At 37.9% G+C, this 15,683-nt stretch carries 12 protein-coding genes; all 12 read left to right on the top strand.

Going from position 1 to position 15,683, the window contains the following annotated elements:
• The first annotated feature begins 1 nt into the window (after position 1).
• The 12 genes from HQN60_RS14860 (at position 2) to fliT (ending at position 15,676) form a co-directional block, all read left to right on the top strand.
• Positions 2-1,069 (top strand): N-acetylneuraminate synthase family protein, encoded by a 1,068-nt coding sequence (locus HQN60_RS14860; RefSeq protein WP_173534399.1) that lies wholly within the window; start codon positions 2-4, stop codon positions 1,067-1,069.
• Positions 1,066-1,542, top strand: a complete 477-nt coding sequence (locus tag HQN60_RS14855) for an acyltransferase (protein WP_173534398.1) — start codon at positions 1,066-1,068, stop codon at positions 1,540-1,542. Before HQN60_RS14860 ends, HQN60_RS14855 begins: the two co-directional genes overlap by 4 nt.
• Positions 1,539-2,240 carry a WbqC family protein gene (locus HQN60_RS14850; protein WP_173534397.1) on the top strand — a complete coding sequence of 234 codons (702 nt, stop codon included), beginning with the start codon at positions 1,539-1,541 and terminating at the stop codon, positions 2,238-2,240. The genes HQN60_RS14855 and HQN60_RS14850 overlap by 4 nt, the downstream gene beginning before the upstream one ends.
• On the top strand, positions 2,237-2,917 hold the full coding sequence (locus HQN60_RS14845) for a class I SAM-dependent methyltransferase (RefSeq protein WP_173534396.1): 681 nt from the start codon (positions 2,237-2,239) through the stop codon (positions 2,915-2,917). The genes HQN60_RS14850 and HQN60_RS14845 overlap by 4 nt, the downstream gene beginning before the upstream one ends.
• Positions 2,907-3,581, top strand: a complete 675-nt coding sequence (locus HQN60_RS14840; protein ID WP_173534395.1) for a PIG-L deacetylase family protein — start codon at positions 2,907-2,909, stop codon at positions 3,579-3,581. Before HQN60_RS14845 ends, HQN60_RS14840 begins: the two co-directional genes overlap by 11 nt.
• Positions 3,582-3,596: 15 nt before the next feature.
• Positions 3,597-4,850, top strand: a complete 1,254-nt coding sequence (locus tag HQN60_RS14835) for a class I SAM-dependent methyltransferase (RefSeq protein ID WP_173534394.1) — start codon at positions 3,597-3,599, stop codon at positions 4,848-4,850.
• Positions 4,847-10,327, top strand: a complete 5,481-nt coding sequence (locus HQN60_RS14830) for a rhamnan synthesis F family protein (RefSeq protein ID WP_173534393.1) — start codon at positions 4,847-4,849, stop codon at positions 10,325-10,327. Before HQN60_RS14835 ends, HQN60_RS14830 begins: the two co-directional genes overlap by 4 nt.
• Before the next feature lie 153 nt (positions 10,328-10,480).
• The gene (locus tag HQN60_RS16395) at positions 10,481-12,103 is read left to right on the top strand and encodes a flagellin N-terminal helical domain-containing protein (RefSeq protein ID WP_217390154.1); all 1,623 of its coding nucleotides are present in this window, start codon (positions 10,481-10,483) and stop codon (positions 12,101-12,103) included.
• A gap of 88 nt (positions 12,104-12,191) precedes the next feature.
• Positions 12,192-12,566 carry a flagellar protein FlaG gene (locus HQN60_RS14820; RefSeq protein WP_217390153.1) on the top strand — a complete coding sequence of 125 codons (375 nt, stop codon included), beginning with the start codon at positions 12,192-12,194 and terminating at the stop codon, positions 12,564-12,566.
• Between the two features lie 33 nt (positions 12,567-12,599).
• The gene (gene fliD / locus HQN60_RS14815; protein WP_173534392.1) at positions 12,600-14,879 is read left to right on the top strand and encodes a flagellar filament capping protein FliD; all 2,280 of its coding nucleotides are present in this window, start codon (positions 12,600-12,602) and stop codon (positions 14,877-14,879) included.
• Between the two features lie 31 nt (positions 14,880-14,910).
• A complete protein-coding gene (fliS, locus tag HQN60_RS14810) occupies positions 14,911-15,369 on the top strand; it encodes a flagellar export chaperone FliS (protein ID WP_217390151.1) in 459 nt (152 codons plus the stop codon).
• Complete coding sequence (fliT, locus tag HQN60_RS14805; protein ID WP_173534390.1) at positions 15,356-15,676, top strand: flagellar protein FliT; 321 nt, start codon at positions 15,356-15,358, stop codon at positions 15,674-15,676. The genes fliS and fliT overlap by 14 nt, the downstream gene beginning before the upstream one ends.
• Positions 15,677-15,683 lie beyond the last annotated feature (7 nt).

Raw genomic sequence — 15,683 nt, 5'->3', positions numbered from 1 at the left:
GATGATAAGTGAAAAAAACACAATCAAAATTGGAGAGCGCGAAGTAGGTCCTAACTGTCCTCCATTTTGCATAGCAGAAGTTGGTATTAACCACAATGGAAACATAGATTTAGCAAAGGCAATGATTGTTGCTGCAAAAGAAGCTGGCGCTGATGCTGTTAAATTTCAAACATTTCGTGCGGAAGAATTTTGTGGTGATCCTTATCAAATGTTTACTTACCAGTCACAAGGAGAAAATATCACTGAGCCAATGCTCGATATGTTTAAACGACATGAATTTAGTGATGTTCAATGGCTTGAAATAAAAAAATACTGTGATGAAGTTGGAATTACATTTTTTTCAACACCGCAAAATCATTCTGATTTAATGTTGTTATTAGATATTGGTGTGCCTGCTATTAAAATTGGTTCAGATGATCTTACGAATTTACAATTATTAAGAAAATATGCTGAATCAAAAAAACCAATAATTCTATCTTGTGGGATGAGTGACATCGCAGAAGTTCATCAAGCATTAGATGCTATCGGGTGGTTTGCTGGCTACCCATTAGCACTACTTGTTTGTACTTCTCAATATCCAACACCATCAGAAGATGTAAATGCACGTAGATTGATTGCTCTGAAGCATGCATTTCCAAATATAATTCTAGGATTTTCAGATCATACTCAGGGAGTATTAGCCTCTGTAGTGGCCCTTACTTTAGGCGCTTGCATTTTTGAAAAGCATTTCACATTGAGTCATGATTTTGTAGGGCCTGATCATTGGTTTTCTGAAGAGCCAAGTGAATTAAAATGTTGGATTGAATCAATTCACACGGCATACATAATGCAAGGAGAGCAGTTTGTTCGACCCTCCGCAGCTGAGTTAATAATGAGAACTCAAGCTCGTCGAAGTATTGTTGCATTGGAAAATATTCAAGCAGGCACGATTTTGGATGAAAAAAATATTGGCTTACGGCGTCCTGGCGATGGTTTACCTCCGAATTTTCTAGAGTTGGTTATTGGAAAGAAGGCGAGAAAATCAATTCAACTAGGAAATAAAATAAATATTGATGATTTACTATTATGAGTATTAACTTTTCAAAAGAAAGTGCTTCGGAAATATTTTCAGAGCTGACCTCCTTTAAAATCAATCGTTTTCATCCTTTAGTTTGGATAAATGGAGATCCTGAGATTGGTGATGGTACTTTTATAGGTGCAATGTCTGAAGTGAATGCAAAAGGAGCCATGATTAAAATTGGCAATAACTGCGATATCGCTTCTTTTGTTTCAATCAATTGTGCTGATTCGCATAAGCGTTGTCTCGGACTATCTAATGAAATAGATAGAAAAAACATAACTATTGAAAATAATGTATTTATCGGTAGCCATTCAGTAGTTAAAGGTGGTGCAGTAATAGGTGCTTACACCGTGATTGCTGCTGGTACTGTTGTTGATGCGTGTAACATTCCTCCGTATTCTCTTGTATATGGTAATCCAATGAATGTGCGTTCTGGATATTATATTGATAAATTTGCAGAATTAAATGGTGTAGTTGAGTGAAAATTAATAATATCTCACTTTCAGCTCATCAACCGGCTTATCTACCTTGGCTTGGATATTTTGAAAAAATTGCTGCAGTTGATGTATTTATTTTTTTGGACTCAGTTCAGTTTGAAAAAAATAGTTATATAAATAGAAATAAAATTAAAACACCGACTGGATCTCAATGGCTTTCATTGCCGGTATCCAGCCGAGGACATTTTTCTCAGACGTTGAAAGAGACGGTTATTGAGAATAGAGAATTTTGGGTAAATAAGCATTTAAAGTCGATTTATTCAAACTATAGAAAATCGTATTATTTTGATTATTGTTACCCGAGGTTGGAAAATTTATTTAGTAATTCGGATTTAAAATTGTCTGATTTTTGTTTTCGGCAATTAAATTTTTGGTTGAGTGAGTTAGGTATTGATACCAAGGTGGTTAGGTCGAGTACATTAGATTTGCAATCAAAAAAGTCTGACTTAATTATTGATCTTTGTAATGTCCATGGTGCAAATAGTTATTACTCAGGTTGTCTCGGACGTCAGTATATAGATGAGGGATCTTTTACTTCATCAAATATTTTAATTAAGTATCAAAATTATATTCCAATAAAATACCCGCAGTTATGGGGTGATTTTGTGCCAAATTTGAGTGTTGTCGATCTTTGGATGAATTGTGGTCCTGATTCACGTGATATATTTATGGGGGATGTATGAGTTTCTCTGAAGAGTGGGAGTTTTGCTTTAATAAACAAACGCATCAATCAATATGGCCATGGACTGATTTAGTCAGTTTGGTGCATCGTCACATGGATTTGAAGTTAAAAGGGTGTCGTGTACTAGAGTTTGGTTGTGGGGTTGGAGCAAATATTCCATTTTTTCTTCATAATGGTATCGAATATTTTGCAATTGAAGGTAGCGAAAGTGCCATTCAAACAGTAGTAAAAAAATTCCCCAGTTTAATAAATAATATTGTACTCGGTGATTTCACAAAAGATAACAATTTGTTCAAAGATTTAGATTTGATAGTTGATCGTGCTGCAATGACGCATAATACTACTTCAGCTATTTCATGTGGGTTGAAAAATGCCTACAAATACTTAAAGCCAGGTGGTATTTACATTGGCGTAGATTGGTTTTCAACTAAGCACTCAGATTTCAAAAATGGTTTTAAGTTGGCAGATGACTTTACGCGAAATAATTATTCCAGTGGTCCTTTTTATGGAGTAGGGAATGTTCATTTTTCAGATGAAAATCATTTGGAAATGCTTTTTAGCCAGTTTGAAATCTTAAGCCTTGAATACAAGACATATAATTCATACATACCAAGTAAAGCAGGGAATGAAGATATGTCGTTTTGGAATATTGTGGCAAGGAAACCTCATGAAAAATAAAGTACTTGTGATTGCCGCACATCCAGATGATGAAATATTGGGCTGCGGAGCGACAATTGCAAAACATATCTCAGATGGCGATGAAGTCCATGTTGCTATTTTAGCTCAGGGACTTTTAAGTCGAGAGGATGAAGAGAACATTTCTTTATCTGTTTTATATGAAGCGGCGCATAAAGCAAACTTAATTTTAGGTGTTTCTAGTCTGCATTTACATGATTTTCCAGATAATCAAATGGATAGTATTCCTCGTTTGCAGGTAGCAAAAAAAATAGAAGGTTTACTTAATTTAGTTAAACCGAATATGGTTTATACGCATTGGGTTGGTGATGTAAATATCGATCATCAGCGAATTCATGAGGCTGCAATAATTGCATGCCGTCCCTACCCAGGACAATCCGTTAAAAAATTGTTATTTTTTGAAATTGCATCTTCAACAGAATGGCAATTACCTTCTTCTGCTCCTATGTTTAATCCTAATTGGTTTGTTGATTCAACATTACATCTAAAAACAAAAATAGAAGCTTTAGAATGCTATTTTTCTGAGTTAAGAGAATGGCCGCATCCTAGATCGGTTAAAGCGATCACACACATGGCACATTGGCGTGGTGCTACAGTCGGAGTTGACTCTGCAGAAGCATTTATACTCGGAAGGGGTATTCACTAATTAAAGGAGTTATTAATGGCTGAAGATAATTTAATTGAATGGAAAACGGATGCCTGGAAAGACAACGAAATGGTCGCTTGGTATTCTTTACGAATGCGCGAAAATTTTGGAACGAATCGATTAAAAAATAAAATTGAGACTGATATATGTGAAAATTATGTAAGTGGAAAAAAAATTCTCGATGTAGGTATAGGGACAGGCAGGGCAAGCATCCCTTTGCTGAGTAAAGGTTATGATTTGACTGGTGTAGATAGTTCGCAAGCTATGCTTGATGAGTGTCGGCGACAGGCTGGTAACTATAATATTGAACTTAAAGTCGGCGATGTAACTGCATTGCCATTTGATACTGAATCATTTGATAGTTTAATTTCTTTAAATGTAATGACACATTTTCCACATGTCGAAGAGGTTCTTAAGGAGTGGAAACGTGTAACAAAAAAAAATGGAAAAATTATATTTGATCTGTATTCATTAGATCATTTATCTTATGCACGAAATACTGAAGTATGTCTGAATGATTTGTTAAAGCTAGGTCACCAGTCATTCAACATGCATATAAAAGTTGATGAGCTTGTTGAAATATGCAATAAGCTTGGCCTTACCATTAATACAATAATTCCATATGGAAGTTTGTTTAGTGGCGAGTATGTCAGATCAACGTTTAAAAAAACGTTACAGCAGACTAACTGGTGGAGTCGTCAGCTATCTTGGATTTCAATTGATGATGATGTTTTTGACTTTTGCTATTTTTTAGATAGGCATTTATTTGGTTGTTTGCCAGTGGCATACACTGGTCGTTTTATGGTTGTACTAGAAAATAAAAAATCACAAGATAGTAATGTTTTTGTATTTAAATCAATGTCGAATACGATAGTGAGCCGTAACGCTGAAGAAAAAAAGCTGCAGCTAAAAGATATTGAAAGTCGCTTAATGATGCCTTTGAATGAGTGGCGAGATAAATTTAATACATATTTATATAACATAAAAAATAAAACGATAGCATATTTCTTATTGACTTCATGTTTTGGGCGTATAGATGCTGTTGACTGGATGGATTTTTCTCCGACTTTTGGTGCTGAAATTGAAGGTTGGCTTCAAGGGGAGCTGATGGATCAACGAGCAATTGGATTTGCAAGGGGTTGGCATTTTCCATTTTTAAATGATGCTCCATTTTATAATAACGGAGTTAATCTTGCCTCAGGATTAAATTATGAAATGCAAAAAGAAATAATTACAAGCTATAAATTAAATATTGAGGTTGGTAAATGAATAATAAATTGGCTGTTTTTTATTGTCTGTGGGGGAAAAATACCTCTTTTTTAAAGACTTATCTTGAACGAAATCGCCGAGTGATAATTATCCCTGACTATTCTTATTCGGAAGAATTGCGTGATTTAGTTGTGGCACATGGTTCAGAGTTGCTAGTGTTGCCTTTTAGTAATTCTGGTTGTGAAGATGTTGTAATTAAAAAACAAGTTGATAATGCGATTGATTTAATTGTTGGTTACCAATTTCCGGCTATGAATTTGTCGAGTTCTTTAGGCGGAGAAACTGAGAATCAAATAATAAAAAAAATAATAGAACGAGATTTTGGCTTGCTATATTCATGGTTTGAAAAGATGGATAATTGGTTGGCTGGTTATGATTTGGAAATAATCTTATTAAATGAGGATGTGCTGTGTAATAGCAAAATCCTAGCTTTATGGGCACGAAGTAAATCAATACCTGTGCTTCAGCTTGTGCATGGCACTGGGATTGGTAGGGATTACATATTTGAAGAGTATGCGTCTGATTTTTTCGCTGTATATGGCCAGCGTAGTGCGGAATATTATTTAGATGTAGGTATTGATGAAGCCAATATCATTTTGGTTGGAAATCCCGCATGGGATGATAACTCTAATATGATTAAAAACAAGGTTGAATTTAAAAAATATTTTTATAGTAAACATTCAATCGACATATCAAAGCCAATTGTATTGTTTGCAACAACATGGAATGCGAATCTTAGTTTTCTTGATGATAGAGATTTTGTTAAACAAATAGAAATGTTTTTTAATTCAATCTCTAGTTATTTTGGTGCTCGAAGCCAGAGTTTTTGTTTGGTAATCAAAGACAGATTGATTGGCGAAGATTTTTCGGTTAAGCAAAATATCATTAATCAGATGGCTAAAAAATATGATGTACATTCAGACATTATTTATGATGTTGGTGATGCTCGATCTTTAGTATCTATTTCTGATTTGGTGGTGTCTTTTGATTCAAATATTTCAATTGAGGCTGTGTTATTAGAGGTTCCGGCTATTAATGTTTTAACTGAATTTGGGTGTGTTGCTGGTGGTGGATTCGGAGCTAATGACGGAGTCTTGTGTGCTAGTTGGCATGAATTAGCATCTACTATTGATCAGTTGTTATCTAATGATAACTTGCGTTCTTTAATCGTAGAAAATGCAAATAAAAAGAAAGATTATTTTAATTATAAAGATGATGGGCAAGCCGCTGTTCGCCTTGTCGATCTGATACAAGAAAAGTCACGTAGATATGCATCAACAAAAAATGAGTTTTTGTGGCGGAAATGTCTCGATATCGAACATATAGATTCAACTGTATATCATGAGGGGGCACGTGCTGATGTTATCGCAATGTTTAATTCTGAGCCTAGCCATGTTCTTGATATAGGATGTGCAGCAGGTGGTAATGGTGCGCTGCTTAAATCACATTTTCATGGTGCTAAAGTTTGGGGTATTGAAGTTAATGAGGCGGCTGCAGAGATTGCAAAAGAAAAATTAGATCATGTCTTTGTTGGAAAATTTGAAGATATTGATTTCTTAGCTGGCGGGGTTAGTTATAACTTTTTCGATGCTGTAATTCTTGCTGACGTTCTCGAGCATACATACAATCCATGGAAAATCATGGTTGATTTAAAGCCCTATTTAAAGCCAAATGCACAAATAATAATTAGTATTCCTAATGTGCGTAATCTTTGGTTGATGGATTCTTTGGCTGCTGGCAGATGGAAGTATGAAGAGGCTGGTTTGTTGGATATTACTCATATTCGATTTTTTGCTAAAAAAGACTTTGAACAACTAATCTTTGAAACTGGATATGAAATAAGCCATATGAAGTTCGCAATTGATCAAAGATTGCAGGATGTCTTAGCATTGAATTCAGACAAAGAGAATACTGATCTTGAGTTTGGTAAAATAAAAATATCTAATTTAAACCGAGAAGACGTTTATGAGCTTTGTTCACTTCAGTTTTATTACAATTTAAATCCTTCTTATTTGGGTAATGATTCAGATGCCTCATGTGTGAACACTGTAAATAATGGCTTGATTAATGGCCCTAAGATTGCAATTGTACTTCATTTGTTTTACTTGGATCAGTGGCGATTTTTTTGTAACCAATTCAAAGCCTTGCAGTTTTCTTTTGATTTGTTTATTACTACCACAATTAAACTAAAAAGCGTTGTTGTTGACTTAATTAAAATGGATTTCCCTTTTGCAAATGTTTATGCATTTGATAATCGAGGGCGTGATTTTTCTCCATTGGTGCAGCTAATTCAGCTAGTGGATTTTAATAATTATGATTTTGTGTGTAAGCTCCATACTAAAAAGTCACCTCATTTGGATGCAGATTTTGTCGATGATTGGCGAAATGAAATCCTGAGAGGGATTATTCCTGTTCGTAATGAAATATTTAATATATTTTCAATTTTTGATAAGTTTCCAGATGTTGGTGTTATTTCATCTCAAGGTACGCTTGTTTTTGCAGATGCTTATATCCATAATCGTGCTTATCTTGAGAAACTGTCGTTACGTCTTGGATTTGAATTTTCAGAATTAAAGTATGAATACCCTGCAGGAAGTATGTTTTGGTGCCGTGGTATTGTTCTTGATTCCTTTAAAAATTTAAATATTAACATTGAAGATTTTGAAATTGAGCAAGGGCAACTTGATGGTACATTGGCACATGCACTAGAACGACTTGTACCATTGGTTGCTTTTAAGTCTGGCTTAATAACAGTTGATTCAGGTTATCAAGGTGCTATAAAGAATCCTAGATATGTTGTGGAAAAAGACAATTATTTGAAATGGAAAGAAAAAAGGGTTCTCTCTGCTTCAAATGCGTTGTGGTATGAAAATGAGCTAATGAATAAGGCTCATGCAATGTTTTCTATTTGCATAATAGACCGAAATTCAGATTTGAAATTGGTAATTGCTACTATTAAATCAATAACGCAACAGTTGTATAGAAATGTAAATATTTTAGTTATATCTCCATTAAATAATCCTCAGCCTTCGAGTGATATTCAATGGCTTCAAGTCAATTCTAATTTTTATTCTTCTATATTTTCGGTTCAGGGTTTGATTTTAGCCGATTGGGCTGTATTTGTAGATGCTGGTGATTTGCTTTCTATTAATGGTTTGTTGTTAACAAGTGCATATATAGAAAGTAACAAGAGTTTATTGGGTGTTTATACTGATGATGACTTTTTGGATATTCAGGGGCTTGCCGTCAATCCAAGATTTAAGCCAAATTTTAACATTGATATGATGCGTAGTTTTCCATATGCAGATGGATGTTTATTCATTAGGAATTGCCAGGAAGTTAAAGTCATCTTACAAAGTGATGTTGTTGATTCTGCTGAGCAGGTTGATATCTTGCTAAAACTGTATGATTTTTATGGCGCTAATTCAATTGGTCATGTGCCCGAATTGGTCTGCAGTATTAATTTGCCTCAAACTCAAAAAAATATCAGTGAATTAAAATATAAATCTTTTGTTTTGGCTGTTGAATCTCACCTAAATCGAAATAACATCATTCATTCTCTAAGTGAAGGTTTGATTGAAGGTAGTCTTCGAGTTAATTATTTGCATGCGGCATGCCCGTTGGTAAGCATTATTATTCCAACGAAAAATCAGCTAGTGCTCTTGAAGCGTTGTGTCGAGTCTGTTCTAGAAAAAACTCAATACGCTAATTATGAAATTATCATCGTTGATAATCAGAGCGATGAGGCTGATGCCTTGGCATATTTGCAAGGATTGGAATCACTTGGATCGACAAAAATTAGAGTTATACGTTATTCAAAACCGTTTAATTTTTCGGCTATTAATAATGAAGCTGTTAAGCATTCAAATGGTGAGTACTTAGTGCTTTTGAATAATGACACGATGGTTATACAAGGAGATTGGCTCTCTGCCTTGCTTAATCATGCACAGCGTAATGATGTTGGTGTCGTTGGCGCTAAATTGCTGTATCCAAATGGTAGTATTCAGCATGCCGGTGTTGTGCTTGGTTTACGCGGTCCTGCTGATCATCCTCTAATTGGCGCGTCGCCACAATCGACGGGATATATGCATCGTTTGCAATTGGATCAAAATTATTCAGTAGTTACTGCTGCTTGTTTGATGATTCGAAAATCGACTTATATTCGTGTTGGGGGTATGGACGAAGAAGCGTTTAAAGTTTCATATAATGATGTCGATCTTTGTTTGAAAGTAGGTCAATTGGGTTTGCTGGTGGTTTGGACTCCATATTCGGTCTTAATTCATGAAGGTAGTGTCAGTCAAGCAACTGTTGATGCTACCAAGCACGCTGAAAAATTATTGCGTTTCCAGTCTGAACAAAAGCAAATGTATTCGCGCTGGTTTAAGCAAATTGGTAATGATCCTTCCTATAATAAAAATCTGACTCTGAGTGGCAATGGTTTTGAATTAGAGGAAAGACCGCTATTGTCGTGGAATCCGGTTTCATGGGTTGTTGCTCCAAAGATTTTATGTCATCCAGCAGACCAAATGGGCTGCGGTAATTATCGGTTAATTCAGCCATTTTTTGCCCTTGAGAGTGCTTTAAAAATTACCGGTGGATTAACCTTTGAATTGTTACCTGCATTTGAATTGGCAAAATTCAATCCTGATGTAATGGTATTTCAGCGGCAAATTACTGATCAGCAAATTGAATTTATGAATCTAGCTAGAAATTGCAATCCATCATTTAAGATATATGAGCTAGATGATTATCTTCCCAACTTGCCAATGAAGAGCGCGCATCGTGATCAAATGCCAAAAGATATATTACGTACTTTACGTAAGGCATTAACGATGGTGGATCGCTTTGTGGTTTCTACCGATGAGTTGGCAGTGGCTTATTCAGGCTTGCATTCAAATATCCACGTAGTCAGAAATTATCTCTCGCCTAATATTTGGGGTGGGGTATCGTCATCTAGGCGTTGCTCAGAAAAGCCTAGAGTTGGATGGGCAGGGGGTGTAAGTCATACGGGCGATTTAGAGCTCATTGCTGGGGTCGTTAAGGAATTGGCAAATGAGGTGGAGTGGGTATTTTTTGGGATGTGTCCTGATAAATTAAAGCCTTATGTTCATGAGTTTCATACTGGCGTGCCAATAGATCAATATCCTGCCAAGTTAGCAAGTTTAAATTTAGACTTGGCCTTGGCGCCACTTGAGCTTAATTTATTTAATCGCTGCAAAAGCAATTTGCGTTTGTTGGAATATGGTATCTGCGGCTACCCCGTTATATGTACTGATATTGAGCCGTATGCTGGTAATTTACCCGTGGTTCGAGTCAAAAATAAACATAAGGATTGGGTGGATGCGATTCGGGCATGTTGCAAAGATTTAGATTCGACAGCTAAGGCAGGAGATGCTCTAAAACGTGCGGTACAGTCAGATTGGATGTTGCAAGATGGAAACCTTGATCTTTGGTTGAAGGCATGGACGCCGACATAAGTAGACCGATGCCTGTTGCATGAACTTTATGATTATTTGATTAAAGTTCCTCGGTTCTTAACCGATATCTAGAGCAAGGGTGGGTTCTAGAACTGACCTGAAACTCTAGATATTTGAATAGAACTTAAAGTTAGGCGCGCAAGGAGATTTATCATGCAAGTCATTAATACTAACGTACCTTCGCTAACGGCCCAAAATAACTTAGCAAAGTCGTCATCAAGCCTGAATACCTCTTTGGAGCGTCTTTCTTCGGGTTTACGCATTAATAGTGCAAAAGATGATGCTGCCGGTTTAGCGATTTCAGAGCGTTTCACGTCGCAAATTCGCGGTATGGATCAAGCGAAACGTAATGCCAACGATGGCGTTTCATTGGCGCAAACGGGTGAGGGCGCGCTATCGCAAATGGGTAACATTTTGCAACGCGTTCGTGAATTGGCCGTTCAGTCTGGTAATGCAACGAATTCAAACTCAGACCGTGCTGCATTGAATGCTGAGGTTTCGCAGCTGGTTTCTGAGTTGGATCGTTTTTCAACTTCGACCGAATTTAACGGTCAAAAATTGTTTGACGGTAGTTTTTCTGCATCGACTTTCCAAGTTGGTGCCAATGCCAACCAAACCATTACTGCAAATACTGCGAATTTGCGCACCAATCAATATGGTACTTACCAATTGGGTGTAGGTAATGGGACTGGCACAATTGCAACGACTAATAGTGTTTCTGGTACTGCGACAGTAACTGCTGGTGCTACTGGTACAGTGAACGTTGCGGGTGCTTCAGTTGCCTCTTCGGGTACATTTAGTATTAATGGTACAAGTATCACAGTGTCGGGCACTGATATGGCGCGTGATATCGCATCAAAAATTAATGCTGCTGGCACTGGTGTGACCGCATCAGCGCGTACGGAAGTGAACTTAGGCTTGGGTTCGGGCTCTTTTAGCTTAACTGTTGCCTCAAAAAGTAGTACGTTTGAGGCGGTCGCCTTTAATGTGACCGATTCTGATAGTGATGGCACTGTAGAGGCAGATGATTATGCACAAGCAGTAGCTGCATTTAATGCAAAATCATCAAAAACTGGCGTAACAGCCCAATTGGCTCAGTTTCAAGATTCTACTAATACCACAAAATATGCACTGAAACTTGTTGCTGATGATGGCTCTAATATTTCGATGAGCTCTGTTGGTGCCAGTGGTTTCGGTGCTGGCGTAACGTTATATAGCCGCGACAATACAAACTCAACAGGCAACACGCAGTATGTTTCAAGTGGTGCTGCTGGCGCCATTTCATCGACTGCCGCAGGTTCGGGTGTAGTAACGTTTGGTGGTCAAGTTACATTGAATTCATCAAGCTCATACTCGGTTTCAACTAGTGGTGCCTCATTTACTTCGGGTACTATGGCATTGGGTGGGTCTTCGTCGACTGTCGCTTTGGCTTCAGGCTCATCTTATTCTTCAACACTTAAAACAGTTGAAAAACTAGATATTTCTACTGTCGAAGGCTCTGTCCAAGCATTGCGGGTCGTTGATGATGCTTTGGCTGCGGTGAATGATCAACGTGCTAAATTCGGTGCATTGCAAAGCCGCTTCCAAGCTACGATTAATAACCTATCTACTACATCAGAGAATATGAGTGCGGCACGTAGTCGAATTCGAGATGCGGATTTTGCGACTGAAACCGCTTCGCTGACTCGAGCACAAGTATTGCAACAAGCGGGTACTGCGATGTTGGGTCAGGCTAATGCTCTTCCAAATCAAGTACTTAGCTTGCTAAGGGGTTAATAGGTAATTAGATTGGCACAATGAAATATAAATTGTGTAGCCCCAGTGATTATGTGATTGCTGGGGCATTTCTACAGGAGTGATGATCATGCAAATTCAATCCAATTTAGCCGCTCAGTCCTTGATCGTACCGGCGATGAAAGTAGCCGCAACAGATGCTGCGGTTGTTCAGTCGACTCAGCAAACCACAGTTGCAAACTCTGCTGCATCGACCACTATGACGAGTTCAACGTCATCTGATCCTCAGTTGTTGAATCAATCGGTTGATAAACTCAATAAGATGGTTCAGGGGCTAGCCAATGGTTTGCAATTCTCGGTTGATGAAGAATCAAAAGTGCCGGTGGTTAAACTTGTCGATTTAGATACCAAAGAAGTTATTCGACAAATTCCAACAGAAGAGGCAATATCTATTGCACAAGCTATTGATCGTTTTCAAGGGCTATTAGTAAAAGAAAAAGCATAACAACGGTGGTTATTTGTTTAAAAGGGGATTGCCATGCCATCAATTACATCGTCGGGATCTGGTTCAGGTATTGATATTAATGGTTTAATTACCCAATTAATGACTGCTGAAAAAATGCCGCTGCAAGTCTTGGATAAAAAAGAATTAACATTTCAAGCTAAGATTACAGCACTTGGTACTTTAAAAGGTGCTATGTCAACATTCCAGACCGCTGTTCGTGGTCTGTCGGATGTTAATAAGTTTAAAAGCACCAATGTCTCAATTGCAGATGCAACCATTGGTACCGCCAGCTCCAGCACTATTGCTCAAGCAGGGACATCAACCCTTGAAGTGAGTCAATTAGCTCAGAACCAAAAATTAACAACGGGTGTATACACATCAGTTAATTCGCCGGTTGGTACCGGCAAAATTACTTTGCAATTTGGTACTGTAGATTCAAAAGATACGCCATCAAATACCGATGATACGTTTACAGTTAATTCAGCAAAAGCCTCGATTACTATTGATATTACAGCGTCGAATAATTCGCTTGCCGGTGTTCGCGACGCAGTGAATGCTGCTAATGCTGGCGTAACGGCTAGTATTTTAAATGACGGCTCTGGAAATCGTTTGGTTTTAACCAGCAAAGACTCGGGTGCTGCCAATTCAATGCGATTAGTGGTTGAGGATACTGATGGTAATCAAACAGACACCAATGGTCTGTCGGGGCTTAGCTATGATCCAACGGGTACACGCAATTTACTTGAAACGCAAACGGCAAAAGACGCCAAGCTAAAAATTGATGGGATTAGTGTATCTAAGCCTTCAAATACAATTAATGATGCAATTCAAGGTGTTACGCTTAATTTATTGAAAGTCACCACAACGCCAACAACCATCACGATTGGTAATGATGCGAGTGGCATTAAAACTTCGGTGCAAAGTTTTGTTAAAGCATTTAATGAGCTCAATAAATCACTCAGTGATCTATCAAGCTATGATCCTAAAACGGGTAAGGCTGGTATTCTGAATGGAGAAACAGCCATTCGTTCGGTACAACAAGAACTGCGCGCGGTATTAAATCGTCCTTTGGGCTCGGGGAGCTTTTTTCAATCTTTATCTGAAGTTGGGATTAGTTTAGATAAAGCCGGAGCAATGACTTTAAATGAAACTAAGCTTCAGCAAGCGATTACCTCCAATCCCGGAGCCGTTGCGAACCTATTTACCGTCAATGGTATTTCCAGTGATCCGAATATAAAATATATTTCATCGACAAATCAAACGGTTGCCGGTAAATATCCGGTATCAATTACTTCGCCAGCAACGCAGGCTAAATTTTCGGGTAGTGCGTTGCCTTTTATGAAGATCGATGGCGCCAATCAATCTGCGTCAATTAGTTTGGCAGGCGCTTCGTCGAGTATTTCGATTGATACTGGCAATTACACCTCGCAGCAACTTGCGGATCAAATAAAATCTAAAATCACGGCCAACACTGATTTGTACACGAGTGGTGATACAGTTAGTGTTGATTATAATGCCTCCACCAAATTATTCGATATCAAGCATGTTCGAGCGGGTACGCCTACCCCAACGACTACCTCAATGTCATTAAATGTTGCCAATACAAGCCAGCCTTTAACCATTGACGCAAACAACGACTCGATCATGGTGGCGATTGATGATATTTCTAGCTCAAGTATCAAACTTAAGCAGGGGGCATATGCTAATCCTGCTGATTTAGCTGCAGAATTGCAGTCGAAAATCAATGGCGATGCCAGTTTAGTAAAATCAGGTAAATCAGTGATTGTTAACTTTAACGAGAAAACAAGCAGCTTTGAAATTTTATCTTCAAGTTATGGTTCTAAATCAAATGTGCAAATTAGCAGCGTAGGCACCTCTTCATTGGCAACATTGGGTATTAATATTGCAGGAATAGCTTCTGGCCGTGATGTAGTGGGTACCATTGGTGGCGAAGCTGCTACTGGAGATGGTCAGCTATTAACTGGTACAGGTAAGGCTAGCGGCATGGTGGTAAATGCGAGTGCGAGTACGGCGGGTGATTTTGGATCTATTAGTTTTAGTCGTGGTTTTGCATTTAATTTAGATAAAGCATTGGATGCGATGCTATCGAATCAAGGTGCAATCGCCAGCCGTGTTACTGGGGTGAATAAATCAGTCGAGGGAATTACTGAGCAACGTATTCGCCTGAATCGACAATATGAAATGACTGAAAAATTGTATCGTCAGCAGTTTACGGCGATGGATATCGCAATTTCAAATATGAAAAATATTAGTAATGGTTTGACTTCACAATTGGCAAATTTACCAAAGTAAGATAGCGCAGTTTGAGGTTAAGATAATGAGTATGATGAAAAAAGCAATTTCTGCGTATGGACAGGCGAGTATTGATTTAGTTGTTGAGAGTGCTAGCCCACATCAGTTAATTGTTATGCTGTATGAAGGTGCAATTAAGTCTGTTGTCACTGCCCGGTTTCAAATGGAACAAGGAAAAATCGCAGAAAAAGGTGCTGCAATTTCAAAAGCAATTGCTATTCTTGATGATGGTTTGCGTTTGGCTTTAGATCATGAGCAAGGCGGGGAGTTGGTTGAAAATCTAGATCGGCTGTATGAGTATTTAAGCTTTCAGTTATTAACTGCAAATATTAATAATGATGTTAACGCATTGGTTCATGTGATCGAAATCTTAACACAGCTAAAAGATGCTTGGCAGTCCATTGGGCCGAATCAATTAAATGCGGGTTTAGCTGTTTCGCAAGAAAAAGGAGAGGTTGCTCGCGATGCTGCAAGCTATGGAAAAGCCTGATTTAGCGGTATATCAACAGCTGTGCCAGCTTTCGAACGAGGTATTACTTGCTGCTGAAGAAGAGGATTGGGATAAATCATTGTTAATTCAGCAACAATTGCATGATGCCTATCAAAAATTACCTGCCTTAGATTTGAATTTGATACCTGAAGAATCACGTGATGATTTGCTGGCATTGTTGGGTCGAGTGAATGATAATTTAAAGCGGCTCGATGCTCTGTATATTGAGCGCCGAGCATTTCTAGCTGAGTTTTTACAAGGTGCAAGTAACTTACACAAAGTAAATAAAGCTTATTTTAGTGGGTGATAGAATA

Origin of the sequence: Deefgea piscis (assembly GCF_013284055.1) — a bacterium.
In the GTDB taxonomy this organism is placed as follows: Bacteria; Pseudomonadota; Gammaproteobacteria; order Burkholderiales; family Chitinibacteraceae; genus Deefgea; species Deefgea piscis.
The sequence above is the reverse complement of the archived record's forward strand: the minus strand, read 5'-3'. Positions and strand labels throughout refer to the sequence as shown.